The sequence below is a fragment of the Phycicoccus duodecadis genome, assembly GCF_002846495.1.
Classification (GTDB): domain Bacteria; phylum Actinomycetota; class Actinomycetes; order Actinomycetales; family Dermatophilaceae; genus Phycicoccus; species Phycicoccus duodecadis.
On sequence record NZ_PJNE01000001.1, the window covers coordinates 2,775,879 to 2,802,101 of the forward strand.

Sequence of the window (26,223 nt, forward strand, 5' to 3'; positions counted from 1 at the left end):
GGGACCCGTCAGGCCGGCGGCGCTGTCGGAGTGGCTTCGGGCACCGGCTCGTGCACCGGCTCGAGCACTGGCTCCAGGGTCACCGGCACGCCGTTGAGGACCGCGTTGCCCGAGAGCGGCTCGGTGACGGACGGGTCGGTGAGGTCGTTCATCGACACCCCGGGGACCGCGGTGGCCCGGCGCAGCCGCACCCCGTCGCGTCGGTGCCCGTAGCCGTGCGGCAGCGAGACGACCCCGCGCATCAGGTCCTCCGACGCGGCCACCTCGACCTCGACCGCCCCGACGGCCGAGCGCACCCGCACGGTGGCGCCGTCGGTGATGCCGCGCACGGCCAGGTCGTCGGGATGCGCCAGCAGGGCGTGCCGGGCCCGGCCCTTCGTGAGCAGCGCCGAGTTGTGCAGCCAGGAGTTGTTGTCGCGCTGGTGGCGACGGCCGACCAGCAGCAGCTCGTCGGCGTCGCGCTCGCGTTCGGCCGAGGCCAGGACACGCGGCAGGTCGTCGAGCACCAGCGGCACGGCGAGGTCGACCCGGCGGTCGCGCGTCGCGAGCCGCTCGGGGAGACGCGGCCGCAGCGGCCCGAGGTCGAGACCGCCCGGGCCGGCCTGCTTCAGCTTCCGGACCGACAGGCCCGCACCGCTGGTGCGCAGGAGCAGGTCGAGCTGGCGGGTCGGCGAGGTGCGCAGCCGGGCGGTCGCCTCCAGGGCCGAGCGCGACCAGCGTCCGAACAGGCTGCGGCTGCGCACCGCGAGGTAGGCGGCCCCGAGGTCGCGTGCGATCTCCCAGTCGTGCCGCCCGCCAGGGTCCTTGGGCAACAGCGCCGGCGAGAAGCGGGCGGTGTCGCGCACCGCCAACAGGTGGAACACGAGGTCGTAGTGGTCGCGCTCCAGCGGCCCGCTGGGGGGCAGGACGACGTCGGCGTGCCGGGTCGTCTCGTTGAGGTAGTAGTCGATGCACACGACCGCGTCGAGCGCGGCGATCGCCGCATCCAGGTGCTGGCCCCCGGGCGTCGACGACACCGGGTTGCCGGCGATCGTCAGCAGAGCGTGTACCTGACCCTTGCCGGGCGTCGTGATCTCCTCGGCCAGCGCCGACACCGGCAGCTCGCCGCCGAAGCCGGGGAGCCCGCGCACCCGCGTCCTCCGGCGCGAGAACCCACCCGGGCCGAGCAGCCCGCGGCCGACGAGGTCGACGGCCGGCGTCGCGAACATCGCCCCGCCCGGCCGGTCGAGGTTGCCGGTGAGGATGTTCAGCACGTGCACGGCCCACTGGCACACGACGCCGGCGCCCTGCGTCGACACCCCCATCCGGCCGTGGACCGCCGCCGAGGGCGCGTCGAGCAGGGCCACGGCCAGCCCGCGCACCGCTCCGGCCGGCATCCCGCTGACGGTCTCGGCGAGCTCGGGGGTGAAGGGCTCGACGGCGGCTCGGACCGATTCGACGCCGTCGACCCAGGCGGCGGGCCGGGCGCGGCCGGAGGCCAGCACCTCACGCACCAGGGCCAGCAGGACGAAGGCGTCCGAGCCAGGGCGCACGAAGTGGTGCTCGTCGGCGATGCGAGCGGTCTCGGTGCGGCGCGGGTCGAGGACCACGAGCCGGCCTCCGCGGGAGGCGAGCTCGCGGCGGCGCTGCGGGAAGTCGGGGACGGTCCAGAGCGAGCCGTTGGAGGCCATCGGGTTGTGGCCGACGAGCACGAGGAGGTCGGTGCGGTCGATGTCGGGGACCGGTAGCAGGAACTGGTGGCCGTAGAGGGCCCAGGCCACGACGTGGTGGGGCAGCTGGTCGACCGAGGTGGCGGAGTAGCGGTTCCGCGTGCGCAGCAGGCGGACCAGGGTCGGATGGTGGGTGAGCGCGCCGAGGCTGTGGACGTTGGGGTTGCCGAGGTAGATCGCCAGGGCGTCGTCGCCGTGTTCGGCCTGCACATCGCCGAGGAGCTCGGCCGCCTTGGTGATGGCGGCGTCCCACGAGGTCTCGTGCAGCTCGCCGTCGGCGCCGCGGACGAGGGGGCGGCGGAGGCGGTCCGGGTCGTCCTGGAGCTCGGGGAGGGCGAAGGCCTTGGGGCACAGGTGCCCTCGTGAGAGCGGGTCGCCGTCGTGGCCGCGGATGCTGCCCACCGTCCCGTCGGCGGCGAGCGTCACCTCGAGCCCGCACATCGCCTCACACAGGGTGCACGAGGTGTGCCGGACCCGCCCGGCCGGGGCGCTCATCGGGCCCTCGGGCCGAACGACGGCGTCTCACGGCGCAGGGCGGCCTCACGGGCGGCCCGGGTGTTGCCACGACGCAGCAGCAGAGCCTGCTCGAGCCGCTCACCGGCGAAGGTGCGGCGTGGGCCGGAGGTCCAGGTGCGCTCGAACAGCCGCTTGGTCGCCGCCACCGCGTCGGGCGAGCGGGTGGCGACCTCCTCGATGAACCGGGTGGCGGCGACGAACGGCTCCTCGTGGACCTCGCTCGCCAGCCCGAGCTCGACGGCCCGCTCGCCACTGACGACCTCGCCGGTCATCGTGAGCCGCTTGGCGACGTCCATCCGCACCTGCTGGCTCAGCGCCTGCATCCCGCTCATGTCGGGGACCAGCCCCCACTTCGCCTCGAGCACCGACCAGCGGGCGTCGGGGGTGGTCATCCGCAGGTCGGCCGCCAGCGCGATCTGCAGGCCGCCGCCGTAGCAGTGGCCGTGCACCGCGGCGACGACCGGGACCGGCAGCCGGCGCCAGGCCCAGCACGCCTCCTGGAAGAGGTTGGTGCCACGCCAGGGCCGCGGGACGAAGGCACGCGCGACCCGGCGCGGTTGCGCCATCACGGTCGCGAAGTCCAGCCCCGCGCAGAACGAGTCGCCGCTGCCCCCCAGCACGACCCCCCGCAGGGTCCGGTCGCGGCGCAGCCGGCCGGCGGTCTCGACCAGCGCCTCGAGGGTGTCGAGGGTCAGGGCGTTGAGCTTCTCGGGCCGGTCGAGGCGGACCTGGGCGATGCCGCCCTCGACGCTGCAGGTGACGGGGGCTGACATGCCGCCAGCCTACGAGCAGTGTCGAGAGGGGCGCGTGGGCGCGGCCGGTGGCTTCCGCTGGGTGTCAGGGCGGTGGGCCGCGGGCCGGCCGGATGACCTCGGCCGGGTCCCGCGGATGACCTCGGCCGGGTCCCGCGGATGACCTCGGCCGGGTCCCGCGGTGAGCCTCGAGCGCGTGGGCCGCACCTTCACAGGCGGCCTGGATGGCGGGCTCCGCGGTCGCTCCTCCCCGCGGCCCGGCGCCTTCTCCTGCGGTCGTCACATCCGCCCCTTCCGTTGCGCTTCTGGCGGGAAAAACGTTGCCAGAAAGTTCGATTGGTGCCCTCGAACGCTTGTTCGTGTCACCTCTTCCGGGTAGGATCGTGGGTACAGGGGAGGGGGGTTTCCGATGGCAGTGACGACCGGTCCGCAGGACGTTCTGAGTGCCGCACGTTCAGCGCGTCAGATGTTGACGGACGCTCTGTCCCCGGGTGAGGTGCGGGGGTCGCAGGAGGAGTGGGCGCAGGCTCTCGGTGAGCTGCAGGCCGTGATCGACACCGCGACCGCCGCGCAGGATGCCGCGATCGTGCGGCTGGCGGCGATCGAGCCGGAGGTCCTGGACGACGGGGAGGTCATCGACACCCCCCGGGCGCTCGGCCACGTGGCGTTGGACGCTTCGGCGATCGTGTCCGGGGTGCTGGCCGTGACCGCCGTGCACGCCGAGCGGCGGGTGCGGGCGGCGGTCCGTCTCGCCGCGGACGGTCCGGAAGGCACCGCGACCGAGACCGGGCTTCGTGGGTTGCACGAGGCGATGGGCGCCGGACGCCTGGACGCCTACCGGGCGTCGGTGGTGGCGACCGAGCTCGAGGAGGCACCGGCCGAGGTCGCCGCGTCCGTGATCGCCGGTCTGCACGAGTACTTCGGCAGCGAGGACGGGCCGCGGTTGCGGCGCCGGGTCCGGCGGATGCTGGCCCGGATCTCGCCCGACCTGCTCCGCCAGCGCGCGGTGCGGGCCCGGTCGGAGTGCCGCCTCGAGCGGTGGGTCGGTGAGCCCGGGGTCGACACCTGGCACGGCACCTTCCCCTCCGAAGAAGCCGCCCAGGCCTGGGCCGCGATCGACGCCCTCGCCCAGCAGTACGTCACCGACGGCGTGTGCGAGCCGGTCGACCGGGCCCGCGCCAAGGCCCTGACCGACCTCGTCGCGGGCAACGCGACCATCGACGTCCAGGTCGTCCACACCATCGCAGCCGATGCGCCCACAGGTCCTACGCCCGCGAGCGAGGCTGGGGCGAGCGAGGGAGCTCCGGGCGACCTGGTCGAGGTCACCGGCCTCCGCCCCGGCGAACCCACGCTGGTCTCCCGTGCGTGGCTCGACCGTGCCAGCGCTCCGCTGCTGCCTACAGACACGACCCCCACTCGCGCCGGCCGGGCCGCACCGCGACCGCGGGGCAAACCGGCGAAGAGTCCCGCCCCGTGTGACCCGCTCACCGGCGCGCTGCTCGACCTCGCCGGCGCCCTCACCACCGACGCCTACCGCCCCGGCAAGGCCCTGGTCGCGCTGGTCAAGGCCCGCGACGGGCACTGCCGCTTCCCCGGCTGCCACGTCGCCGCCCGCTTCTGTGACCTCGACCACGTCACCCCCTGGCCCACCGGCCCGACATCAGCGGCCAACCTGGTCTGCCTCTGCCGCCGACACCACCGCATCAAACAACGCCCCGGCTGGCGCGCGGTTCTCCACCCCGACGCCACCCTCACCTGGACCGACCCCACCGGCCGGAACCGCACCACCCACCCCGTCGACCACCTCCACCGCGCCGTCCTGCCCGACACCGGCACCGACCCCGCCCCCGTGATCTCCAAACCCCGCCTCGTCACCCCCGACGGACCCCACAGCACCCTCGAGTACCACCTCGAACACACCCTCGGCCCACCACCAGCAAGACCCCACCCCCGCTGCCGCATCGACCACCACCACCCGACAGCCGCCGGCGCCCACCTCACCTACACCGCAACCGCTCCACCCTGTCGGGCACCGTCCCCGACAGCGGAGCCCGACCCGCCCTTCTGACCCGGGACCACCCGAAGGGCGTCACCCGTCCCACGAGCGGGAGCTCAGGGTTCGACACCGACGGGGGAATGACTCACGCCTCGGCATGTTGAACCCTCAACGACATCGACGCCCGCTCCGGCCCCATCCCTGGGGGTCGGGCGGCGGGCCTCCCGCACAGAACGGTGAGACATGACAGACCTGTTCACCCCCCTGCCCACCCCCCTCGGCGAGCTGCCGCACCGCATCGTGCTGGCGCCGCTCACGCGCAACCGCGCCGACGAGAACGGCGTCCCCACCGACCTCCAGGTCGAGTACTACCGCCAGCGGGCCTCCGCCGCGCTCATCGTCACCGAGGGCACCCAGCCCAGCGCCGTCGGCCAGGGCTACCTCAACACCCCCGGCATCCACAGCGCCGAGCAGGTCGCCGGTTGGCGCCGAGTGGCCGACGCCGTCCACGGTGAGGGCGGCCGCATCGTCGTCCAGCTGATGCACGTCGGCCGCGTCGCGCACCCCGACAACAAGCACGGCCTCGAGACCGTCGCCCCCAGCGCCCTCGCGGCCCCCGGCGAGATGTTCACCGCCGGCGGCCCCAAGCCCCACCCGGTGCCCCGTGCCCTCACCGAGGACGAGATCCCCTCCGTGGTCCAGGAGTACGTCGACGCCGCCCGCAACGCCATCGAGGCCGGGCTCGACGGCGTCGAGGTCCACGGCGCCAACGGCTACCTCATCCACCAGTTCCTCGCGCCGGGCTCCAACGAGCGCACCGACGGCTACGGCGGCTCCCCCGCCGCCCGCGCGCGCTTCGGCGTCGAGGTCGTCCGGGCCGTCGTCGACGCCATCGGCGCCGACCGGGTGGGCCTGCGCCTCTCGCCGGCCCACAACATCCAGGGTGCCACCGAGGAGGACGAGGCCGACACCCAGGCCACGTACACCGCCTTCCTCGAGGGCATCGCCGACCTCGGCATCGCCTACGTGTCGGTGCTCGCCGACCCCCGCGGCGAGCTGGCCGCGACCATCCGCTCGCTGCACCACGGCGTCCTGCTGGTCAACGACGGCTTCGCCTCGGTGACGACCCGTGACGCGGCCGAGAAGCTCGTCCAGGAAGGCCTCGGCGACGCCGTGGTCGTCGGCCGGCTCTTCCTGGCCAACCCCGACCTGCCGCGCCGCTGGCACGAGGGCGCCGAGCTCAACGAGCCGAACCCCGACACCTTCTACGGTGGCGGCGCCGAGGGTTACGTCGACTACCCCACGCTGGACGAGCTGCGCGAGAGCGCCTGAGCGACAGCACGACGGGACCCCGGGCGGTCGGCACGCGACCCCCGGGTGTCCCGTCGGTGCAGCCGCACCGACAGCGCGAGCACGCCGAGGCCCAGCACGGCGAGCCCCACCCCCACCCACGAGGGCGCCGTGTAGGCGTAGCCGGCCGCGATGACGACGCCGCCCAGCCACGCCCCCAGCGCGTTGGCCGCGTTGAGCGCGGCGTGGTTGCCGGCCGCGGCCAGGGTCTGGGCCGCGCCCGCCACCTGCATCAGCCGCAGCTGGAGGTTGATGACGAGCACCGACGCCAGCATCGAGACCAGCGCCAGCACCACCAGAGCGGCCACGGCGTAGGGGGCCGCGAGGGCGAAGAGCGCCAGCCCGACACCGAGCCCCACCATCCCGATGACGACCGAGCGCAGCACCGACCAGTCGCCCATCCGGCCCGCCACCAGGTTGCCGACGAAGCCGGCGGCCCCGAAGACCAGCAGGAAGACGGGCACCGCCGACTCCGACAGCCCCGTCACCTCGGTCACGGTGGGCGCGATGTAGGAGTACATGGCGAACATCCCGCCGAAGCCGATGGCGGCCACCGCCAGGGTCAGCATCACCTGCAGGCTCTTCAGTGCGCTGAGCTCGGCCCGCACGGTCCGCGTGGGGTCGGCCGCCAGCCGGGGCACACCCAGCGCCACCAGCGCCACGGTGGCCGCCCCGAGGACCGCCACCAGCCAGTAGGCCGACCGCCACCCCGCGTGCTGCCCGAGCCAGGTGGCGCCCGGCACGCCGAGGACGTTCGCGATCGGGATGCCGAGCATCACCGTGCCGACGGCCCGCCCGGCCCGCCCGTTGGGTGCGAGGTCGACGGCGACCAGCGCGGCCACCCCGAAGAACGCGCCGTGCGGCAGCCCCGACAGGAAGCGCGCGGCGACCAGCAGCTCGTAGCTCGGCGCCAGCGCACTGAGCACGTTCCCGACCGCGAAGGCGGCCATCAGCGACAGCAGCAGCCCCTTGCGCGGGCGCGTCGCGCCGAGGGCGGCGATGAGCGGCGCACCGGACACGACCCCCGCCGCGTAGGCCGAGATGGTGTGCCCCGCCACCGGGATGCTGACCTGCACCCCGTCGGCGATGCGCGGCAGCAGCCCCATCGTCACGAACTCGGTCGTCCCGATGGCGACGCCGCCGAGGATGAGGGCGGCGGTCGCGAGGGCTGGGTGTCGGGGCGCGGGCACGCAGGTGCAAGGAACCCGACCCCGTGGGGCATTCCCGCGCAGGGCCATCCGGCCCGGATGTCGCACGGACCTCCTCCGAACGGCCCGCTGCCTAGGATCGGGGGATGCGCGCAGCCCAGGTGACCCGGCTCGACGGACCCGAGGCCGTCGAGGTCGTCGACCTCCCCGACGCGGCCGAGGGGGCCGACCCCGCGACCACGGTCGTCGTCGACGTCGCGGCCGCCGGAATCTGCTTCCCCGACGTGCTGCTGACCCGCGGCCAGTACCAGATGAAGCCCGACCCGCCCTTCGTCCCGGGCTCGGAGGTGGCCGGGGTGGTCCGCAGCGCCCCGCCCGGGAGCGAGCTCTCCCCGGGCGACCGGGTGGCCGCGTTCTGCGTGCTCGGCGGCTTCGCCGAGGCGGTCGCCGTCGACCCCGCCATGGTCTTCCCGCTGCCGCAGGACACCCCCTGGGCCGCCGGCGCGGCGCTGCCGATGAACTACCTGACCTGCCACTTCGCGCTGCGCGAGCGCGGTCGCCTCCAGCCCGGCGAGACCGTGCTGGTGCACGGCGCGGCCGGCGGCGTCGGCACCGCGGCCGTCCAGCTGGCCAAGGCCTGGGGCGCCCGGGTCGTCGCCGTCGTCTCCACCGACGCCAAGGGTGCGGTGGCGCGGGCCGCCGGCGCCGACGAGGTGGTCCCGGCCGACGGCTTCAAGGACGCCGTCGCCGACCTCACCTCCGGGCGCGGCGTCGACCTGGTCGTCGACCCCGTGGGGGGCGACCGCCTCACCGACTCGCTGCGCTCGCTGGCCCCCGGCGGTCGGCACCTCGTCATCGGGTTCACCGCCGGCTCCATCCCCGAGGTGAGGGTCAACCGGCTCCTGCTCAACAACGTCTCGGTCGTCGGGGTGGGCTGGGGCGCGTGGTGGACCCACCGCCAGGGCCCCGGCCCCGGGTACCTGCGCACCCAGTGGGACGAGCTGGTCCCCCTGCTCGAGTCCGGCGCCGTGGACCCCGTCATCGGCGAGGTGCGCGACCTCGACGAGGTGGTCGCCGCCCTGGTCGCCGTCGACGAGCGCCGCGCCACCGGCAAGGTGCTGCTGACCCCCTGACCTGCGGCATTCGGCACCCCACTCCTTCGGACGTCGTCCGCAAGTCATAGCCTCCGCACAGGTTCTGAGGATGCCCGCGGGCCGCCGACAGGGCAGGGTTACCCCTGAGTCCCGCGGCCCCGGCCGCCCGTCATCTCTCGGAGGTCCGCTTGTTCGACACCGTCTTCGGCATCCCCGTGCACGCCCTGGTCGTGCACGCCGTGGTCGTCCTCTCCCCCCTCACGGTCCTGATGCTGCTGGCCTTCTCGGTCAGCGAGCGGTTCCGCGCCTGGAGCGGCTGGCTGACCACCGCGGTGGGCGCGCTGACGACCCTCTTCTCCTTCGTCGCGAGCTCGTCGGGTGAGTCACTCCAGCGCCGGGTGGGCCGCACCGACCTCGTCCGGGAGCACGCCGAGCTCGGCGACCTGCTGCCCTGGGTCGTCCTCGGCGCCACCATCGTCGCCGGCGTCCTCTGGTACCTCTGGCGCTCCGGCCGCCGGGCCGCCGTCGACGGCGAGGGCCCCGCGCGCCCGTCGAGCCTGTTCCGCATCCTGACCGTCGTGGGCGTCCTCGCCGCCGTCGGCCTCGCGGTCGACGTGACCCTGGTGGGCCACTCCGGCGCCAAGGCCGTCTGGAGCGAGGTCGGGTCCAAGACCGTCCAGGGCGGCGGCGGGGACGACGAGGGCTGAGCGCCGGCGCGCACCCCTAGGCTGACGGCATGGAGTTCCGGAACGTCTACGCCCAGGGGTTCGCCCGGGTCGCGGCGTGCACCCTCCCCGTCGCCCTGGCCGACCCGGCCGAGAACGCCCGGCGCATCGTCGAACAGGTCCGTGCCCACCACGACGACGGGGTGGCCGTGGCGCTGTTCCCCGAGCTGTCGCTGTCGGGCTACGCCATCGACGACCTGCTGCTGCAGGACGTCCTGCTCGACGCCGTCGAGGCCGGCATCGTGGCCGTCGCCGAGGCGACTGCCGGCCTCACCCCGCTCGTCGTCGTCGGCGCCCCCCTGCGCCACGGGCACCGCCTCTACAACTGCGCCGTCGTCATCCACCGCGGCGAGGTCCTCGGCGTCGCGCCCAAGTCGTACCTGCCCAACTACCGCGAGTTCTACGAGAAGCGCTGGTTCGCCGCCGGCACCGGCCAGGAGGGCCAGTTCCTCGTCCGCCCCGCGTGGCCCGGCAGCGACGCCGACGGCGAGATCCCGTTCGGGCCCGACCTGCTGTTCTCGGCCGACGACGTGCCGGGCCTCGTCGTGCACGCCGAGGTCTGCGAGGACATGTGGGTCCCGGTGCCGCCCAGCCACGAGGCGGCCCTCGCCGGCGCCAGCGTGCTGCTGAACCTGTCGGCCTCGCCCATCACCGTCGGCCGCGCGCAGGACCGCCACCTGCTGGCCCGCTCGGCCAGCGCCCGCTGCAACGCGGCCTACCTCTACGCCGCCGCGAGCCAGGGCGAGTCGAGCACCGACCTGTCGTGGGACGGGATGACGATGGTCTACGAGGCGGGCGACCTGCTCGGCGAGTCCGACCGCTTCCCCGACGGCCCGCGTGCCACCGTCGTCGACGTCGACCTCGACCGGCTGCGCCAGGAGCGCCTGCGCCAGGGCAGCTTCGACGACAACGCCGGCGCCTACTCCGCCGACGACGCCGGTTTCCGGGTGGTGCCGTTCCGGCTGCGCCCGCCCCCCGGCGACCTCGGCCTGCGCCGCTCGCTCGACCGCTTCCCGTTCGTCCCCGACGACCCCACCCGCCTGGCCCTCGACTGCTACGAGGCCTACAACATCCAGGTCAGCGGCCTCGAGCAGCGGCTGCGGGCCATCGGCGGCGGTGACCCGGCACGGATGCCGCGCATCGTCATCGGCGTCTCCGGCGGCCTCGACTCCACCCACGCCCTGATCGTCGCGGTCAAGGCCTGCGACCGGCTCGGGCTGCCCCGCACCCACGTCCTCGGCATCACGATGCCCGGCTTCGCCACCAGCGCCGGCACCAAGAGCAACGCCGTGCGGCTGATGGAGGCGCTCGGCATCCAGTGGGAGGAGGTCGACATCCGACCGCTGGCCACCCAGATGCTGCGCGACCTGGGCCACCCTGCGGGCGACGGCGACGAGGTCTACGACGTCACGTTCGAGAACGTGCAGGCCGGGCTGCGCACCGACCTGCTGTTCCGCGCGGCCAACCAGCGCGGGGGCATCGTCCTGGGGACCGGTGACCTCTCGGAGCTCGCGCTCGGGTGGTGCACCTACGGCGTGGGGGACCAGATGTCGCACTACGGCGTCAACGCCGGGGTGCCCAAGACCCTCATCCAGCACCTCATCCGCTGGGTCGTCTCGTCCGGCGAGCTCGGCGACGAGAAGGCCGACGAGACGCTGCTCGCCATCCTGGCCACCGAGATCAGCCCCGAGCTGGTGCCGGCCCGCGACGGCGAGAAGATCCAGTCGACCCAGGACACCATCGGGCCGTACGCCCTGCACGACTTCACGCTCTTCCACCTGCTGCGGCGCGGCTACCGGCCCAGCAAGGTCGCGTTCCTGGCCGAGCACGCGTGGCGCGACGTCGAGGCCGGCGCGTGGCCTTCGGGCTACCCCGAGGCCGACCGCACCGCCTACGACCTGGCCGCGGTCCGGCACTGGATGCAGGTGTTCCTGCGCCGCTTCTTCCAGAACCAGTTCAAGCGGTCGGCGCTGCCCAACGGCCCCAAGGTCGTCGCGGGCGGTTCGCTCTCACCGCGCGGCGACTGGCGGATGCCGTCGGACGCCGCCGCCGCCGCCTGGCTCGCCGAGCTCGAGGCGAACGTCCCGGAGGCGTGACGACGGCGGCTCGCCGCTGACGCCTACGCGCCGCCCGTGGCTCCGGCCAGCGCGGCCAGCGCGTCGCCGTCGAGCCGGTAGGTCGTCCACTCGCTCTGCGGCTGCGCGCCGAGCGACTCGTAGAAGCCGATGCTGGGGGTGTTCCAGTTCAGGACCCACCACTCCAGGCGCCGGTAGCCCCGGTCACGGCACACCTGGGCGAGCGCACGCAGCAGGCCGTGGCCCAGCCCCGACCCCCGGTGCGCGGGGTCGACGTAGAGGTCCTCGAGCCAGATGCCGCTGGTCCCGGTCCAGGTCGAGAACGACAGGAACCACACCGCCATCCCCACGACCTGGCCGTCGACCTCGGCCACGTGGGCGAAGGTCGAGGTCGCCCCGTCCTCCGGGAACAGCGCCGCCCGCAGGTGCTCCTCGGTGGCCTCGACCTCGTGGCGGGCCTTCTCGTACTCGGCCAGGTCCTCGACGAGGCGCAGGATGGCGGGGACGTCGGCGAGGGTCGCGGGACGGATGCTCGTGCTCACCCCGCGACCCTACGACGGCCAGGCCTCCGCGCCGGTCACTCCCCGGCCACCGCGTGCGGGGCCATCCCCCTCGTGGCACCGTGTCCCCGTGACCGACTCCCTCTTCCACGTCGCCGACGCCTCCGAGTGGGAGGCCGCCCGCGCCCTCGGACGGTACGAACGCTCCACCCGTGGGCTCTCGTTGGCCGAGGTCGGGTTCATCCACCTCTCCACCGCCGAGCAGTGGCCGGGGGTGCTCGAGCGCTACTACGCCGACCACCACGGCGACCTGGTGCTGCTGACCATCGACCCCAGCCGGGTCGGGCCCGAGATCCGCTGGGAGCCCGCCCAGCCCGAGGCGGACGAGCTCTTCCCCCACCTCTACGGCGGGCTCGACGCCGGCGCCGTCACCGACGCGCGGCCCCTCAGCCGCTGACGACCGCGCTGCTCGGGAGGTCGAACCAGCGCAGGTGCTCGAAGTCGTCCGACAGCCCGGCGGCCGCGGCCTCAAGGTCGGGTGGGACGGCCGCGGCCAGCACCGTGGCGGCCTCGCGCAGGTGCTCGGCCAGCATCTCCTCGCCCCCCACGCGGGCCGCGCTCGGCACGGTCAGCGTCCCGTCGTCCTCGTAGCGGATGTCGGTGAGCCGCACCGGAGGCTCGACGAGCCCGCGGCGGTGCCGCCACAGCCCGGTGAGCGGGTCGAAGGTGTAGTCGCCGATCAGCCGCCAGCCGTCGCGCGCGACCATCCGCACGGCCTCCACCACGTAGTCGGCCACGGCGTCGGAGATGAAGTAGTTGAAGTTCACCCGGACCCAGCCGGGCTTGATGCCCTCGCAGCCCCCGGTGATCTCGCGCTCGAAGGCGTGGCTGCGCTCGAGGTCGATGCCGAGCAGCCGGTGGCCGTAGGGGCCGGCGCACGAGCAGCCACCGCGGGCCTGGATGCCGAACAGGTCGTTGAGCATCGCGACCACGAGGTTGTGGTGCAGGTAGCGGCCGCTGGGCGCGCGCACCACGAACGAGACGATCGAGAGCCGGGGGGCGTCGAGGTTGCCGAGGATCTCGAGGCCGGGCTCGTCGCGCCAGGCCGTGACCGCGCGCGCCAGGAAGCGCTCCTCGCGGGCCCGGATGGTGTCGACGCCGACCGCCTCCTTCAGCTGGAACACCAGCCCGGCCCGGATGGACTCGATGATCGCCGGCGTCCCGCCCTCCTCGCGGTGCTCGACGTCGGCCAGGTAGGCGTGGTCCTCGGGGTTGACGTAGGCCACCGTGCCGCCACCGGGCACCACCGGCACCCGGTTGGCGAACAGCTCGCGCCGCGCCACCAGCACCCCCGGCGTCGACGGGCCGCCGATGAACTTGTGCGGGCTGAGGAAGAGGGCGTCCTTGTACGCCAACGGGTCCCCGCCCTCCGGTGCCTGCATCTCGATCTCCACGTACGGGCCGGCGGCCGCGAAGTCCCAGAACGCCAGCGCCCCGTGCCGGTGCAGCCGCGCCGAGATGCCGTGGGTGTCGCTGACGATCCCGGTCACGTTGCTGGCGGCGCTGAACGACCCGATGAGCAGCGGCCGACCGGCGTACTCGGTGAGGCGCGCCTCGAGGTCGGCGGCGTCGATCAGCCCGTCGGCGTCCTCGCGGATGGTGACGACGTCGGCGATCGTCTCGCGCCAGGGGAGCTCGTTGCTGTGGTGCTCGTAGGGCCCGATGAACACCACCGGCCGCTGGTCGGCGGCGATGTGCCGGGACAGGTCGTAGCGGTCCTCGAGGGCCGAGGGGAGGCGCAGGCCCAGCACCCCGATGATCTTGTCGATGGCGCCGGTGCAGCCCGAGCCCGCGAACAGCACGACGGTGCCGTCGTCGCCCCCCACGGCGTCGCGGATGAGGCGCCGGGCGTCCTCGCGCAGCCGGGTCGTCTGCAGGCCGGTGCCGCTGGACTCGGTGTGCGTGTTGGCGTACGCCGGCAGCACCTCGTCGCGGATGACGTCCTCGATGAACGAGAGGGCCCGGCCGCTCGCGGTGTAGTCGGCGTAGGTGACCCGACGCCGCCCGTACGGCGTCTCCATGACGTGGTCCTCGCCGATGACCGACTCCCGGATGCGGCGCAGCAGCGCCTCGGCACGGGGGTCCTGTGCGGTGTCATCGACCATGCCCGACAGGGTCCCACGCCCCGAGGGGTCACTCGCAGACGATGCCGTCGCTGTCGGCGTCGCGGTACCAGTCGTACTCGGCGTCCCGCCCGCGGTAGTACGGCCCGTAGCCGGCAGCCTTCGCGGCCTTGCAGGTGTCGAAGTGCGGGTCGGTGCCGCCGGGCGGGGGCGGGCTCACGACCCGCGGCGCCGTGGTCGTGGGCGCCGGTGCGCTGACCACGCGCCCGCCACCCAGGGCGACCGCGCCGGCGGTGGGGAGCTTCTGCCCCGGGCAGGTCAGCAGGATGCGCTCGACGGCGTCGTGCTCGGCGGCCGTCATCCACAGGTGGTACCGGACCTTCACCGCGACCTGGCGGGCCACGTACGCGCAGCGGTAGGCCTTGCGCGGCGGCAGCCAGGTGGCGGCATCCCCGTCGCTCTTGGCCTGGTTCACCGCGCCCTCGACGGCGAGCAGGTTCAGCGGGTCGTTCGCGAAGGCGGTGCGGGTGCCGGCGTCGAGCTGCTGCGCCCCCTTCTGCCAGGCGTCCGACAGGGCCACGACGTGGTCGATCTGCACCGCCGACGACGTGCCCTGGCCGCGCACGAAGGCCTTGGTCGCGCCCGTGTAGGGGCTCTTCAGCGTCCCGGACAGCACGAGGCAGCCGTGGGTCCCGGCCTTGAGGGTGAACGGGCGCAGGTCACGGCGCAGGATGTCGTTGCGGGTGTCACAGCCGTTGCGGTCGACGTCCTTCCAGGCGGTGCCGAACTGCGCCCGGTCGTAGCCCGTCTTGGGGGCCCGGCCCTTGACCGCCACGGTGGCCAGCGCGGCCAGGGCGGTGCCGCGGGCCGGGGCGGCCTTCGTGGGGGTGGGGCTCGGGGTGGGGGTGACGGTGGGCGTCGACGGCGGGCTCGGGGTGGGGGTCGGGACCGGCGTGGGGACGGCGGACGCGGATGCCGCACCCGTGGGCGCGGCGGCCGTGGGTCCGGCGAGCTCGAGGCCGGTCGACCCCTCGACGGGGGAGGCGGTGGCCCCGCCGATGCCGGTGATGACGACCGCGGCGGCGAGTGCCACCCCGGCCGTGGCGCGCCCGCGCAGGCGGGCCCAGCCGACGTGCCCACGCACCAGCCCGACGACGGCCACCACCAGCACGTAGGCGCCGGCCAGCGAGAAGAAGCCGCTGACGCCCGAGCTCAGCCCGCCGAGGAACGCGACCGCCACCAGGCCGCCCCAGCCGAACCAGTGCGCGGGCCCGGGGCCCCGCCCGGCGGGCGTCGCAGCCGTCCGAGGCGTCGGAGCAGCAGTCGCCGGACGCGGCGCCACGTGCTCGGTCCAGCGGGAGCCGTCCCAGTAGCGCAGGCCGTCGCCGTCGGGGTACCAGCCGGCCGGTGTCGTCATCCTGCGTTCCCCTGCTCCCCCACGTCGTCCCTCACGCCTCCGGCACCGTACGTCGCGCGCCGAGTCCCCTGACAGGGCCGGGCGCCAGAACGGCCCGAACGGCCGAGGCGCTCCCGACCTGCCCGCCTCGGGCGACCCCCTGGGCCCGGGCGCCGGAGTAGCGTCGTCCGTGCCAGGTCAGCGCCCCATCAGCCCCCTGAGGAGGAGTCCGTGCCACCAGAGACGCCCGACGAGGGGTCGGGCCGGCGCTCGGGCGAAGGCGAGAACAGGGTGCCGCCCGCGCTGGCCGTGGCGGTCGCCGTCGTCACCTACACGCTGTTGCCCGACTCGCTGCTCATCGGCCCGCGGCTGGCCATCCCGGCCGTCGAGGTGCTGCTGCTCGTCAGCCTGGTGGCGGTCAACCCCGTCCGGCTCGTGCGCCAGACCCGCTGGTCGCGCTACGTCTCGATCACCCTGGCGCTGGTGGTCATCGGCGCCAACCTCGGGGGCCTCGCGATGCTGGTGAACACGCTGGGCGCCCCCAAGGAGGGCGCCAAGGGCCTCCTGATGGGGGGCGTGCAGGTGTGGCTCACCAACGTCATCGGCTACGCGCTCCTGTACTGGGAGCTCGACCGCGGCGGGCCGGTGTCGCGACACCGCGAGCGCCGCGACCGCCTGCCCCCCGCCGACTGGCGGTTCTCGCAGGACGAGAACGCCGACACCGTCCGTGAGGTGGCGGTGGGCTCGAGCGAGCGCAGCGGCTGGGTCCCGGTGTTCGTCGACTACCTCTACATGTCGATCACGAACTCCAGCGCGTTCAGCCCCACCGACACGATGCCACTCAGCTCGCGGGCCAAGCTGCTGATGGCGAGCCAGGCCACGGCAGCGCTGGCGGTGTCGCTGCTGATCGTCGCCCGCGCCGTGGGGTCGCTGGGCGGATGACCGCGGGCCTCGACAGCGTGGCCGCCGAGCTGTACGCCCTGCCGCCGGAGGAGTTCACCGCCGCGCGCAACGCCCGCTCGAGCGCGGCCAAGGAGGCGGGCGACCGCGACCTGGCCGCCGCCGTCAAGGCGCTCCGCCGACCCACCGCGGGCGCTTGGCTCCTCAACCGGCTGGTGCGGGAGCATCCCGCCGAGGTCGACGACGTGCTGGCCCTCGGCGGCCGGCTGCGCGCCGCCCAGGGCACTCTCGGCGCTGCCGAGCTGCGTGCCCTCGACACCCAGCGCCGCGCGCTGACGCGGGCCGTCGCCCAACGGGCAGCGGCCCTGGCTCGCGACGACGGCCGCACCGTGACGCCGGCCGTGCTCGCGGCCGTCGAGGAGACGCTGCGCTCGGCCATGGTCGACCCCGGCGCCGGGGCCGCCCTGGCCACCGGGATGCTGGTCGACACCTTCAGCGCGTCCGGGCTCGACCCGGTCGACCTGTCGTCCGCGGTGGCCCTGGGCGGCACGGGCCCTCGTCGCGCGGCCTCTCGGGCCACCCCGGCGCGTTCCGGCGCACGAGCCGGCGCGGGGGCCGTCCGTGCCGAACGGGAGGAGCAGGCCCTGGCCGAGGCACGCCGCGCCCACGACGGCGCGCGGGCCGCGCTGGCGGAGGCGACCGCCAGGGCGGATGCCGCCCGTCAGGCCGCGACCGCGGCCCGACGCCGGCGCGAGGAGCTGCAGGCCGACCTGGACGAGGCTCGCGGCCGGGTGGCCGGCCTCGAGGCGCAGGTCGGCGACGCCACCGAGGCCGAGGCGGGTGCCCGGCGCTCCCAGCTGGCCGCCACCCGCGACGAGCGCGCCGCCCACGACGCTGCGGCCGGTGCGCGACGGGCGCTCGACCGGCTCCCGTCGCCCGGGGTCTCCTGACGGACGGCGGGACGCCCGGCATCCCGCGGTCAGTCGGTGCCGGGGCCCTCGCCCGTCGCCCCGAGCCGCTGGGCACACTCGAGCAGCAACGCGTGCACGAACCCCTGGGGCAGGTTGCCCCGGAGCTGGCGCTCGCGCACGTCGAACTCCTCGGACAGCAGCCCGGCCGGCCCGCAGCTCGCGCGCTGCCGCTCGAACCACCGGAACGCCTCGACCCGGTCCCCGGCCGCGAGGTGCGCCAGGCTCATCCCGAAGCCGCACAGCAGGAAGGCCCCCTCGGCCTCCCCGAGGGGCCGGTCGTCGGGCTGGTAGCGGTACACGTAGCCGTCCTCGACCAGGTCACGGCTCACGGCCGCGAGGGTGGCGAGGCTGCGGGGGTCGGCCGGCGACAGCGCCCCTCGCACCGGCGGCAGCAGGAGGGAGGCGTCCACCCCGGTGAGGCCCGGCGCCCGCTGCCAGGCGCCGTCGGGCCCCAGGCAGCGGCGGGAGGTCTCGGCCATGACGGCATCGGCGAGGGACACGAGGCGCCCCGCCTGCGGGCCGGAGAGCTGGGCGGCGGCAGCCCGCAGGCCCGCCACGCAGGCCAGCCGGGACTGGGTCCACCACTGGTCGTCGAGCTCCCAGACGCCGGCGTCCGGCTCGTCCCAGCGCTGCTCGATGATGTCGACGACCTGGGTCAGGGCGCGCACGTCGTCGACGGTGAGGTGGTCGTGCCGGGCCGAGGTGGCGTAGAGCTGGAGCAGCTCCCCGCAGACGTCGAGCTGGAACTGCCCACGGACCCAGTTCCCCGCGACGACCTTGCCGCCCGGGTAGCCGGGGAGGTCGAGGTCGCGCTCGCGGGGCGGGAGCCGGCCGTCGAGCCGGTACGCCGGCGCGAGGTCGGGCCCGTGCTCGAGGACCCGGGCGGTGCTGAGCGCCACCGCCTCGTCCATGAGCGGGTCCGGCTGGTCCACCGACACGGCCAGCCCGGCGTAGGCCTGGTCGCGCAGCCACACGTAGCGGTAGTCGTAGTTGCGCCCGGCCTCGACGCGCTCGGGCATCCCGAGGGTGGCCGCGGCCACCATGCCTCCGCCTCCGGGTGAGGTGAGCCCACGCAGCACGGCGTAGGCGTGCCGGGCGTCCCGGGGGGCCGCCGACGACTCGAACGCGGGCACCGTGTCGTGCCAGTAGCTCTCCGTGGTGGCCCAGAGCCGGGCGGGGTCCGGCAGCTCGGGGAGCGCGCGGTCGCTGATCTCGAGGACCAGGTCGTGGTGCTCACCGGCCGCCACGTCCAGGTGGAGGCGCAGGACGCCGTCCCGGTCGAGGCGGGCGTCCCCGGCGCCGGTCCAGCGGGCCCGGCGGGTGCCCGACTCCAGGACCCAGGCGCCGCTGTCGTCGCGCCGGGCGCTCAGCGGCGAGCGCTCGAACCCGTCGGCCACCTGGAGGACGATGTCGACGCTGCAGGGCCCGTACAGCGGACGGATCCGTCGCAGCAGGACCAGGCGGTGGGGGTCGGACGGGCACGCGAGCGCCTCACGGCACTCGAGCCGCGCCTGCGCGGTGGTCCACCGGCTGCGCCAGATGAGGCTGCCCGGCTCGTAGGAGCCGCCCCAGACGAACGGGTCGTGGGGCGTCACCGCGTAGACCCCGTCGCCGCCGATCAGCCGAGCGAGCGCCGGCGGGCTGTCCCAGGTGGGCGCGCACAGCCATCCGACATCGCCGCGGGGGCCGATGAGGGCGCCCCGGTAGCCGTCACCGAGGAAGGCGTACTCGCGCACCACCTGTGGGGGATACGAGAGGTCGGCGGGGGCCCGGGAGGAGCCGGTCACCTGCGGGCTCCTCGCCCCGCCCGGCCGGCGGCCACCGTGGTCGCGGCGCTGGCCAGGGCCACCGCCGTCGTCAGTGCACCCGCCCGCCGCCGGCGCCCGGGGCGCAGCGCGAGCGGCAGCATGGTGGCCGCGTGGAGCAGGTCGACCGTCACGTACACCGCGCGCAGGTGGGTGGGAGCCGCGACCTGGGCCGCGCCCTGGACGAGATGGCGTACCCCCAGTGCCCGGGCCGCCAGCACATCGGTCTCGTGCGGCCCGCTCCCGGTGACCGCGCGCCACAGCGGCTCGGGGCGGGCGAGGAGCGCCACTCCCCAGGCCACCCCGAGCGCACCGGCGGCCCACACCGGGGTGGTGGCGGCGTTCACCGGCGCCGGCTCACGGCCCAGGCGGCGCCGGTCAGCGCGCCGACGGCCGCGCCGACGGCCGCGACCTGCGGGTAGCGGTGGGCGACCCACTGCTGGGGGCTGCGCGCGGTGGCCTTGCCGTCGAACGCGCCGTGGGCCCCGAAGTCGTGGCCCTCGGGACCGTCGGCGGGCTCCCAGAGGTTGGCCGGCTGGTCGGCCGGCTTGGGCTCGTCGGTCTGCTGCGAGGAGAACCCGGTGCGCCCCAGGTAGCGGTCGAGCAGGCCCGGCACCACCGCGTTGGCCAGGAGCGTCCCGACCGTGCTGGCGCCCACCCAGTACTCGCGCCGCTGCGGGTGGTCGGCCGCGAAGACCACGGCGCGGGCCGCGACCTCGGGCTGGTAGATGGGCGGCACCGGCTGCGCGTGGTTGGGCAGACGGGAGAGCACCCAGGAGAACTGCGGGGTGTTGACCGCCGGCATCTGCACCATCGTGACGTGCACGTTGCTGTGCTCGTGCAGGAGCTCGCAGCGCACGGACTCGTGGAAGCCCTGGATGGCGTGCTTGGCCCCGCAGTAGGCGCTCTGCAGCGGGATGCCCCGGTAGGCGAGCGCCGACCCGACGTGGACGATGGCCCCGCGGTCGCGCTGCTTCATCCGCGGCAGGATGGCCATGGTGGCGTAGACGTACCCGAGGTAGCTGACCTCGGTGACGCGACGGAACTCCGCCGGTTCGATGTCGTCGAAGCGCGCGAACACCGAGGTGAAGGCGACGTTCACCCAGACGTCGACCGGGCCCAGCTCGTCCTCGACGGTCGCCACAGCGCGCTCGACGGCATCGGCGTCGGCCATGTCGACCGGCACGACGAGCGCCCGGACGCCCATGGCCCGCGCCTCCTCGGCCGCGGCCTCGAGGCCGGCCTCGCCGCGGGCCAGGAGCGCCACGTCGTCCCCGCGCCGGGCGAACTCCCGGACACAGGCGCGCCCGATCCCTCCACTTGCCCCCGTGACCACCGTGACTCCTGCCATGACGAACCCGTCCTTCCCTCGTGCGGTCGATTTCTTGTACAATAGCAACTGTTGCACAACATCAACTAATTGAGGTCCGACCATCCGATCGTTCGACACGACGCCCGACGACGAGTCCCCGCAGGTCATCGCGACCATGCGGGCGTCCCGGGCCTTCTCGGCGATCATCGCCGCGTCGGTCGCGGAGGCCGGCGATGCCGTCAGCCCGCCCCAGCTGAGGGCGCTGGTGCTCATCGCGACCTGGCCCGAGGTCAACGCGGTCACGATCGCCTCGGCCCTCGGCCTGCACCCCTCGAGCGCGACGCGGCTGTGCGACCGCCTGGTGGAGTCGGGGCTGGTCGAGCGGGCGGAGTCGCCCAGCGACCGGCGGCGGGTCGTGCTGACCCTCACCGACGACGGGGTCGCCCTCGTCGGCTCGGTCATGGGCCACCGCCGCGCGGCCCTGGTCGACATCCTCGGCCGGATGTCCGCGAGCGACGTCGAGATGCTCACCGCCGCCCTGACCGCGTTCACCGACGCCGCCGAGGAGCCGCACGAGGGGGTCTCGGTCGCTCCCTGGTGACGCCACCCGGCCCGCGACCCCGGAACGACGTGACCAGCCCGACGCCGCTCGGCTACCGGATGAGGCGCCGGAGCGCGTACCGTTGTGGCGTGGTGCGCCGAACGGCAGCACACGGCAGCGAACCGGGGGCCCGGACCAGGTCCATGCCGCGCGTTCGCTCCGGCCCGACCAGCGCCTGACGACGCGTGGGGGGACCTCCGCCCCGTCGGGGTGTACCGGGCGCCCACACGAGCATCACCTCACGCCCATTCGCCCATCCGGGAGATGACGAACCGCTTGACACCGCGATCCCCGCGTCGTGCCGGCGCGCGGCGCACCGCCCCGCGCTCGCACCAGCCTGCCCGCGCGCCGCAGGACGAGTCCCTCATCCCGGCCCTGACCCGCACCGCCCGCCGGGTCGAGGCCGAGGCCAACCGCGGCCGTATCCGGCCCGCCAGCCGCACGGCCTACCAGGTCGTGGCCCTGCTGGTGCGCCAGGAGCGCGCCCGGCTCCAGAGCGAGGCCTCGGTGGGCGAGCCCGGGCGCGCGGCCGGCCTGGCCCAGCTCGAGGGGGTCGCCACCATCCTGGCCAAGACGGCGGCCCGCGACACCTCGCTGCTGTCGTTGCTGGCCGACGGTGCGGTCGTGTCGCACGACGCCGCCGACCTGAAGAACCGGATGCTGCGGGCGGCCGGGCGCGAGCCCGACCCCGAGCCCACCCGCGCGCCGGAGCCCGCCACCGACCTCGCGCCCCCGTCCCGCCGGGTCGTGCCGCAGACCGTCATCGCGCGCCAGCTGGCGAGCCCGTTCCTGGCCCCGGACTTCTCGGCCGTGCCGGCCCGCCGCCCCACCACCAACCGGCTGGGCAGCTGGGAGCTGCTGTCGCCGCTGTTCCGGGCCTTCGAGTCCGGCGGCGACTCCTCGTGCATGCCTCTGCCCGAGCCCGACCGCGCCGTGCCCGGCCTGCGCGGCCGGGTCCTGATGCACCACCAGGCCCAGGTCGTCGCCGCCGCCGCGGGCGGCCATCGCACCTTCCTCCTCGCCGACGAGCCGGGCCTGGGCAAGACCGCGCAGGCGCTGCTGGCGGCGGATGCCGCCGACGCGTTCCCCCTGCTCGTCGTCGTGCCCAACGTCGTCAAGGCCAACTGGGCCCACGAGGCAGGGCTCTGGACGCCGAGGCGCACGGCCACCGTCATCCACGGTGACGGCGAGACTCTCGACGGCTTCGCCGACATCGTCATCGTCAACTACGACATCCTCGACCGGCACGCCGGCTGGCTGGCCCACCACGGCTTCCGAGGGATGGTCGTCGACGAGGCGCACTTCATCAAGAACCGCACGTCGCAGCGCTCGCGCCACGTGCTCGAGCTCTCGGCCCGCATCCGCGACCGGCGCGCCGACGCGCTGCTGATGGCGCTCACCGGTACCCCCCTGATCAACGACATCGAGGACTTCCGGGCCATCTGGCAGTTCCTCGGTTGGATCGACGACACCAAGCCCCGGGGCGCCCTGATGGCCGCGCTCGAGGAGACCGGCCTGACCCCGGCCGACCCGGGGTTCGCCGCCGCCGCCCGGGCGGCCGTCATCGGGATGGGGATCGTGCGCCGCCGCAAGGTCGACGTCGCCGCTGACATCCCCGCCCGGCGCGTCGCCGACCTGCCCATCGAGCTCGACGACGAGGCGGGGCGCTCGGTGCGCGCCGCCGAGCAGGAGCTCGCGCGGCGCCTCGTGGCGCGGTACGAGAAGGCGCTCGCGTCCCGGCCGGTCGTGGTCGACGGCGAGGGGATCGACGAGGCCCTGGTCCGCAAGGTGGCCTCCGCCGAACGCAAGAACACCGGGGCCAAGGCCACCGGGGACAACGTCTTCACCGTCATGCGCCGCATCGGGCAGGCCAAGGCCGCCCCGGCCGCCGACTACGCCGCGCAGCTGGCGCGAAGCGTCGGCAAGGTCGTCCTCTTCGCCAAGCACATCGACGTGATGGACGCCGCCGAGCAGACCTTCGCCAAGCGCGGCATCGGCTACGCGTCGGTCCGCGGCGAGCAGACCGCGAAGGTGCGCAAGGCCAACATCGAGGCCTTCCTCACCGACCCCGAGGTCTCGGTGATCGTCTGCTCGCTCAGTGCGGCCGGGGTCGGCCTGAACCTCCAGGTCGCCTCCAACGTCGTGCTGGCCGAGCTGTCGTGGACCTCGGCCGAGCAGACCCAGGCCATCGACCGCGTGCACCGCATCGGCCAGACCGAGCCCGTCACGGCCTGGCGCATCATCGCCGCCCAGACCATCGACTCGCGGCTGGCCGAGATCGTCGACGACAAGGCCGGCCTGGCGGCGCGCGCGCTCGACGGCTCCGACGAGGAGGTCGGCTCCTCGGCCGACATCCAGCTCGAGGCCCTGGTGTCGCTGCTCACCGACGCGCTGGAGGCCCGCGTCTCCTAGTCGCGGACCTGGGCGACGAGCTCGGCCCGGCCGGTGGCCAGCAGGCGCACCGCGTCACCGCTGATCTGACCGACGCCGGGGCCCAGGGCGTCGAGGGCCGAGACCAGGGCCTGGACCGACACCCCGCGGGGGGCGAGCACGCGGGCCAGCCACGCCAGGTAGTCCAGGAACACCGAGTCGTCGTCGACCAGGGCGGACGCGGCGAGCGAGCTCACGGTGTGAGCGAGGTACTCCTGGCGCCGGGCCATGCGTACGGGGTCGCCACCCTTCCTGGCCGGCACCCACCGGGGGAGGACCTCCATGGCATCGGCGGCCAGGCGATCCGCGGAGTCGAAGAGCAGGCGGACGGCCGGGTCGATCAGCACCGGTTCCGGGTTCGGGACAGGAGGAGCCGAGCGCCAGCCGTCGAGGATGACGGCCGCCTCGACCGCGGACGGGGCCCAGGCATCAGCGCCGAGCCGGTGTGCACGCCGCGCGTTCGCGCCCAACGCCCGACCACCGACGATGACCGGGACGCCCAGGCTGTGGACGAGGTTGACGAGCTTGACCACCCCGGGGAAGAACGCCGGCAGGGTGCACGAGACGGCCAGGGCGTCGCAGGTCGAACGACGGAGGAACTCCGCCACGGCCTCGCCCGGCGCGGAGGCCCCGATGACCTGGGTGCCGATCCCCTCCGCCCGCAGCGAGGTGGCGAACATCTCGGCGGCGAGGGAGTGCCAGTCACCCTCGGGACAGGCGACCAGCGTCAGCCCGTGGACGTCCTCGCTGCTCTCGCCCGCGAGGGCGTCCAGCACCGCGGTGGTGACGCCGGTGGCCAGGTGCTCGTGCACGGCGGTGATCTCGTTGCGCTCCCACCGTTCGCCGATCTGCTGCTGGGCCGTGGCGAGCAGCTCGACCACGCTGCGGTCGGAGCTCATGTGGCGGTCCAGGAGGTCGAGCACGAGCCGGACCCCGCCGGGGCGGTCACCGCTGAGGGCCGACGCGAGGTAGGGCTCCATCAGGTCGGCGGGCGCCCGCGCCGGAGTGGTCTGGACCGCCGGAGGTGCCCACACCCACCGGTCGCGCCCGGAACGTTTGGCCTCGTAGAGCGCCGCGTCGGCCCGCTTCATCGCCTCCGCGGGGTCGTTCGAGGACAGGGCGACGCCGGCGGAGAACGTCACGGGATGGGGTCGCACGTCCGCCCAACTGGTCTGCAGTCGCGACAGGAAGGCATCGGCGTCGCCGCCGGCGGGCAGGACCACCACGAACTCCTCACCCCCGTACCGGCCGACGGTGTCGCTCCCGCGGATGGATTCGGCGAGCAGCGCGCCGAAGGCGGCGAGCACCTCGTCGCCGGCGGCGTGCCCGAGCCCGTCGTTGACCGCCTTGAAGTGGTCGAGGTCGAGCACGATGACCACCTCGGAGGGCATGGTCCTGGCCAGCGAGCGGTCCAGCGTCGCGCGGTTCGGCAGCCCGGTCAGGCCGTCGACCGAGGCCGACCGCGCGAGTCGCTCCACCCGTCCACCGAGCTCGAGCACCCGTCGGACGTCACGGACGAACGGCGGCAGGTACGTGTCGAGCAGGGCCCGTGCCGCCGTCCCCGGCCGGGCCGACGCGACCATAGGGGGACCGTCGTTGAACGAGAGCTCCAGCGGGATCCTGGCCTCGTCGAACACCTCGGCCGACACGAGCTCGCCACCCAGGCTGTGCACCAGGTCGGCGACCAGGCGCCTGGCCTCCGCCGGACCCTCCATCCACAACAGGCCGCGGGTGGCCTCCAGCAGGGCGCGCGGGACGACGCCGCGGGTCTCGCACACTCCGGTCGGTCCGGTGGCGGGGCGCTCCGTCCCCAGGGTCGCGCAGTCGGCCATCTGAGCGATGGTGTGGGCCGAGCCCTCTCCGTCCAACACTGCGTGCTCCTCGATCCGGTTGGCCAACGTGCGAAAGCGCGTCCTCGCGGAACAGACGGAGGGGCCGCGAGGCGTCCGGCGGTCGGCGGGTGCCGACCCTGCGTGACCGGCCGCGCGGGCGCGGTCACCTCATGCCCCCGAGGGTACTCGGGGGGGTGCGCGGCCGGGCCGTCGTCGAGGAAACAGCGACGAACGGCCGATGGGCGGACCCTCCGACGCCGCTCAGCGTCGCGGGCGGACGGCCAGGTACACGGTGTTGGTCGACTCCCCGCCGGTCAGCGGGTTGGGGAACGGCACGACGTGGGCGTCAGCCTGCTCGAACGCCCCCGCCATCCGCCGGACGACCTCGGGCTCGGGCGGCTCGTCGGACCAGAGCGCGAAGACGCCGTCGTCGGTGAGCATCCGGCCCAGCCGCGCGAACCCCTCGACGGTGTAGAGGTCGCCGTGGTCCTCGCGCAGCAGCCAGTCGGGCGCGTGGTCGATGTCGACCAGCACGGCGTCGTAGGTGCGGTCGGCACGACCGGCGCGCACCAGCTCGAAGAAGTCGTCGCGGACGAGGCGGACCCGCTGGTCGGCGGCCAGCCCGCGGGTGTCGGGCAGCAGGTCGCGCCGGTGCCAGGAGACCACCTGCTCCAGTGCCTCGACCACGGTGAGCTCGGCGACGCGGTCGTCCTCGAGGGCGGCGACAGCCGTGTAGCCCAGGCCCAGGCCGCCGACCAGGACCGTCAGCCGGGTGCCCGTCGCCGCCCGCAGCCCGATGCGTGAGAGCTCCTGCTCCCCTTGGACGAACTGGCTCGACATCAGGTAGTCGTCGCCGAGCTTGACCTCGTAGACGTCGCGGTCGGTGACGGGGTCACGGCGCCGGCGGAGGCTGATCTCACCCCACGGCGTCTCGGCCCAGTCGAGCTCCTCGATCCTCACCCACCGAGACTAGTGCCGGCGATCCCGG

General features: G+C 74.6%; 21 protein-coding genes. 10 read left to right on the plus strand and 11 right to left on the minus strand.

Annotated features, from left to right (window positions below):
* Positions 1-8: 8 nt before the first annotated feature.
* Positions 9-2,204, minus strand: a complete 2,196-nt coding sequence (locus tag ATL31_RS12980; RefSeq protein ID WP_101396135.1) for a molybdopterin-dependent oxidoreductase — start codon at positions 2,202-2,204, stop codon at positions 9-11.
* The gene (locus ATL31_RS12985) at positions 2,201-2,998 is read right to left on the minus strand and encodes a crotonase/enoyl-CoA hydratase family protein (protein ID WP_101396136.1); all 798 of its coding nucleotides are present in this window, start codon (positions 2,996-2,998) and stop codon (positions 2,201-2,203) included. The genes ATL31_RS12980 and ATL31_RS12985 overlap by 4 nt, the downstream gene beginning before the upstream one ends.
* 445 nt (positions 2,999-3,443) lie before the next feature.
* Here ATL31_RS12985 and ATL31_RS12990 point away from each other — a divergent pair, with 445 nt between their 5' ends.
* Both ATL31_RS12990 and ATL31_RS12995 read left to right on the plus strand, forming a co-directional pair.
* Positions 3,444-5,045 carry an HNH endonuclease signature motif containing protein gene (locus tag ATL31_RS12990; protein ID WP_143598390.1) on the plus strand — a complete coding sequence of 534 codons (1,602 nt, stop codon included), beginning with the start codon at positions 3,444-3,446 and terminating at the stop codon, positions 5,043-5,045.
* 171 nt (positions 5,046-5,216) lie between these two features.
* Positions 5,217-6,305, plus strand: coding sequence for an alkene reductase (locus ATL31_RS12995; RefSeq protein ID WP_101396138.1), 1,089 nt, complete (start codon positions 5,217-5,219; stop codon positions 6,303-6,305).
* On the opposite strand, the gene ATL31_RS13000 is transcribed toward ATL31_RS12995, so the two are convergent.
* The gene (locus tag ATL31_RS13000; RefSeq protein ID WP_211284033.1) at positions 6,269-7,513 is read right to left on the minus strand and encodes an MFS transporter; all 1,245 of its coding nucleotides are present in this window, start codon (positions 7,511-7,513) and stop codon (positions 6,269-6,271) included. The genes ATL31_RS12995 and ATL31_RS13000 overlap by 37 nt on opposite strands.
* Before the next feature lie 104 nt (positions 7,514-7,617).
* Here ATL31_RS13000 and ATL31_RS13005 point away from each other — a divergent pair, with 104 nt between their 5' ends.
* The 3 genes from ATL31_RS13005 (at position 7,618) to ATL31_RS13015 (ending at position 11,386) form a co-directional block, all read left to right on the plus strand.
* Positions 7,618-8,604, plus strand: coding sequence for an NADPH:quinone oxidoreductase family protein (locus ATL31_RS13005; protein ID WP_101396140.1), 987 nt, complete (start codon positions 7,618-7,620; stop codon positions 8,602-8,604).
* Between the two features lie 149 nt (positions 8,605-8,753).
* Positions 8,754-9,272, plus strand: a complete 519-nt coding sequence (locus ATL31_RS13010) for a DUF2231 domain-containing protein (protein ID WP_101396141.1) — start codon at positions 8,754-8,756, stop codon at positions 9,270-9,272.
* Positions 9,273-9,301: 29 nt separating this feature from the next.
* Positions 9,302-11,386: an NAD(+) synthase gene (locus ATL31_RS13015; RefSeq protein ID WP_101396142.1), complete on the plus strand. Its 2,085-nt coding sequence runs from the start codon at positions 9,302-9,304 to the stop codon at positions 11,384-11,386.
* 23 nt (positions 11,387-11,409) lie between these two features.
* On the opposite strand, the gene ATL31_RS13020 is transcribed toward ATL31_RS13015, so the two are convergent.
* Positions 11,410-11,907, minus strand: a complete 498-nt coding sequence (locus tag ATL31_RS13020; protein ID WP_101396143.1) for a GNAT family N-acetyltransferase — start codon at positions 11,905-11,907, stop codon at positions 11,410-11,412.
* 88 nt (positions 11,908-11,995) lie between these two features.
* On the opposite strand from ATL31_RS13020, the gene ATL31_RS13025 reads away from it, so the two are divergent.
* Positions 11,996-12,322, plus strand: coding sequence for a DUF952 domain-containing protein (locus ATL31_RS13025; RefSeq protein ID WP_101396144.1), 327 nt, complete (start codon positions 11,996-11,998; stop codon positions 12,320-12,322).
* On the opposite strand, the gene ATL31_RS13030 is transcribed toward ATL31_RS13025, so the two are convergent.
* Together ATL31_RS13030 and ATL31_RS13035 are read right to left on the minus strand one after the other, a co-directional pair.
* A complete protein-coding gene (locus tag ATL31_RS13030; protein WP_101396145.1) occupies positions 12,312-14,030 on the minus strand; it encodes an aminotransferase class V-fold PLP-dependent enzyme in 1,719 nt (572 codons plus the stop codon). The genes ATL31_RS13025 and ATL31_RS13030 overlap by 11 nt on opposite strands.
* Before the next feature lie 28 nt (positions 14,031-14,058).
* On the minus strand, positions 14,059-15,405 hold the full coding sequence (locus ATL31_RS13035) for a GmrSD restriction endonuclease domain-containing protein (RefSeq protein WP_101396146.1): 1,347 nt from the start codon (positions 15,403-15,405) through the stop codon (positions 14,059-14,061).
* A gap of 210 nt (positions 15,406-15,615) precedes the next feature.
* Between ATL31_RS13035 and ATL31_RS13040 the strand changes: the two genes are divergently transcribed.
* Positions 15,616-16,326 (plus strand): hypothetical protein, encoded by a 711-nt coding sequence (locus tag ATL31_RS13040; protein WP_101396147.1) that lies wholly within the window; start codon positions 15,616-15,618, stop codon positions 16,324-16,326.
* A complete protein-coding gene (locus ATL31_RS13045; RefSeq protein ID WP_101396148.1) occupies positions 16,323-17,234 on the plus strand; it encodes a hypothetical protein in 912 nt (303 codons plus the stop codon). Before ATL31_RS13040 ends, ATL31_RS13045 begins: the two co-directional genes overlap by 4 nt.
* A gap of 29 nt (positions 17,235-17,263) precedes the next feature.
* Here the strand turns inward: ATL31_RS13045 and ATL31_RS13050 are convergent, their stop codons facing one another.
* The 3 genes from ATL31_RS13050 to ATL31_RS13060 are packed head-to-tail and all read right to left on the minus strand — an operon-like array spanning position 17,264 to position 20,411.
* The gene (locus ATL31_RS13050) at positions 17,264-19,042 is read right to left on the minus strand and encodes a glycoside hydrolase family 15 protein (protein WP_101396149.1); all 1,779 of its coding nucleotides are present in this window, start codon (positions 19,040-19,042) and stop codon (positions 17,264-17,266) included.
* The gene (locus ATL31_RS13055; protein WP_101396150.1) at positions 19,039-19,407 is read right to left on the minus strand and encodes a hypothetical protein; all 369 of its coding nucleotides are present in this window, start codon (positions 19,405-19,407) and stop codon (positions 19,039-19,041) included. Before ATL31_RS13055 ends, ATL31_RS13050 begins: the two co-directional genes overlap by 4 nt.
* Positions 19,404-20,411: an SDR family oxidoreductase gene (locus ATL31_RS13060; RefSeq protein ID WP_101396151.1), complete on the minus strand. Its 1,008-nt coding sequence runs from the start codon at positions 20,409-20,411 to the stop codon at positions 19,404-19,406. Before ATL31_RS13060 ends, ATL31_RS13055 begins: the two co-directional genes overlap by 4 nt.
* 136 nt (positions 20,412-20,547) lie before the next feature.
* Between ATL31_RS13060 and ATL31_RS13065 the strand changes: the two genes are divergently transcribed.
* Together ATL31_RS13065 and ATL31_RS13070 are read left to right on the plus strand one after the other, a co-directional pair.
* The gene (locus ATL31_RS13065) at positions 20,548-20,973 is read left to right on the plus strand and encodes a MarR family winged helix-turn-helix transcriptional regulator (protein ID WP_101396152.1); all 426 of its coding nucleotides are present in this window, start codon (positions 20,548-20,550) and stop codon (positions 20,971-20,973) included.
* A gap of 264 nt (positions 20,974-21,237) precedes the next feature.
* The gene (locus ATL31_RS13070) at positions 21,238-23,385 is read left to right on the plus strand and encodes a DEAD/DEAH box helicase (RefSeq protein ID WP_101396153.1); all 2,148 of its coding nucleotides are present in this window, start codon (positions 21,238-21,240) and stop codon (positions 23,383-23,385) included.
* Here the strand turns inward: ATL31_RS13070 and ATL31_RS13075 are convergent.
* Complete coding sequence (locus tag ATL31_RS13075; RefSeq protein ID WP_143598391.1) at positions 23,382-25,274, minus strand: diguanylate cyclase domain-containing protein; 1,893 nt, start codon at positions 25,272-25,274, stop codon at positions 23,382-23,384. The two genes, ATL31_RS13070 and ATL31_RS13075, sit on opposite strands and share 4 nt — an antisense overlap.
* A gap of 222 nt (positions 25,275-25,496) precedes the next feature.
* Entirely contained in the window at positions 25,497-26,195 is a 699-nt protein-coding gene (locus ATL31_RS13080; RefSeq protein WP_101396155.1) for a spermidine synthase, read from the minus strand.
* Positions 26,196-26,223 lie beyond the last annotated feature (28 nt).

Excerpts from the sequence above, each read along its gene's own strand:
- ATL31_RS12980 (WP_101396135.1), bottom strand. The coding sequence starts at position 2,204 with ATGAGCGCCCCGGCCGGGCGGGTCCGGCACACCTCGTGCACCCTGTGT.
- ATL31_RS12985 (WP_101396136.1), bottom strand. The coding sequence starts at position 2,998 with ATGTCAGCCCCCGTCACCTGCAGCGTCGAGGGCGGCATCGCCCAGGTC.
- ATL31_RS12990 (WP_143598390.1), top strand. The coding sequence starts at position 3,444 with ATGTTGACGGACGCTCTGTCCCCGGGTGAGGTGCGGGGGTCGCAGGAG.
- ATL31_RS12995 (WP_101396138.1), top strand. The coding sequence starts at position 5,217 with ATGACAGACCTGTTCACCCCCCTGCCCACCCCCCTCGGCGAGCTGCCG.
- ATL31_RS13005 (WP_101396140.1), top strand. The coding sequence starts at position 7,618 with ATGCGCGCAGCCCAGGTGACCCGGCTCGACGGACCCGAGGCCGTCGAG.
- ATL31_RS13015 (WP_101396142.1), top strand. The coding sequence starts at position 9,302 with ATGGAGTTCCGGAACGTCTACGCCCAGGGGTTCGCCCGGGTCGCGGCG.
- ATL31_RS13030 (WP_101396145.1), bottom strand. The coding sequence starts at position 14,030 with ATGGTCGATGACACCGCACAGGACCCCCGTGCCGAGGCGCTGCTGCGC.
- ATL31_RS13035 (WP_101396146.1), bottom strand. The coding sequence starts at position 15,405 with ATGACGACACCGGCCGGCTGGTACCCCGACGGCGACGGCCTGCGCTAC.
- ATL31_RS13045 (WP_101396148.1), top strand. The coding sequence starts at position 16,323 with ATGACCGCGGGCCTCGACAGCGTGGCCGCCGAGCTGTACGCCCTGCCG.
- ATL31_RS13060 (WP_101396151.1), bottom strand. The coding sequence starts at position 20,411 with ATGGCAGGAGTCACGGTGGTCACGGGGGCAAGTGGAGGGATCGGGCGC.
- ATL31_RS13065 (WP_101396152.1), top strand. The coding sequence starts at position 20,548 with ATGCGGGCGTCCCGGGCCTTCTCGGCGATCATCGCCGCGTCGGTCGCG.
- ATL31_RS13070 (WP_101396153.1), top strand. The coding sequence starts at position 21,238 with ATGACGAACCGCTTGACACCGCGATCCCCGCGTCGTGCCGGCGCGCGG.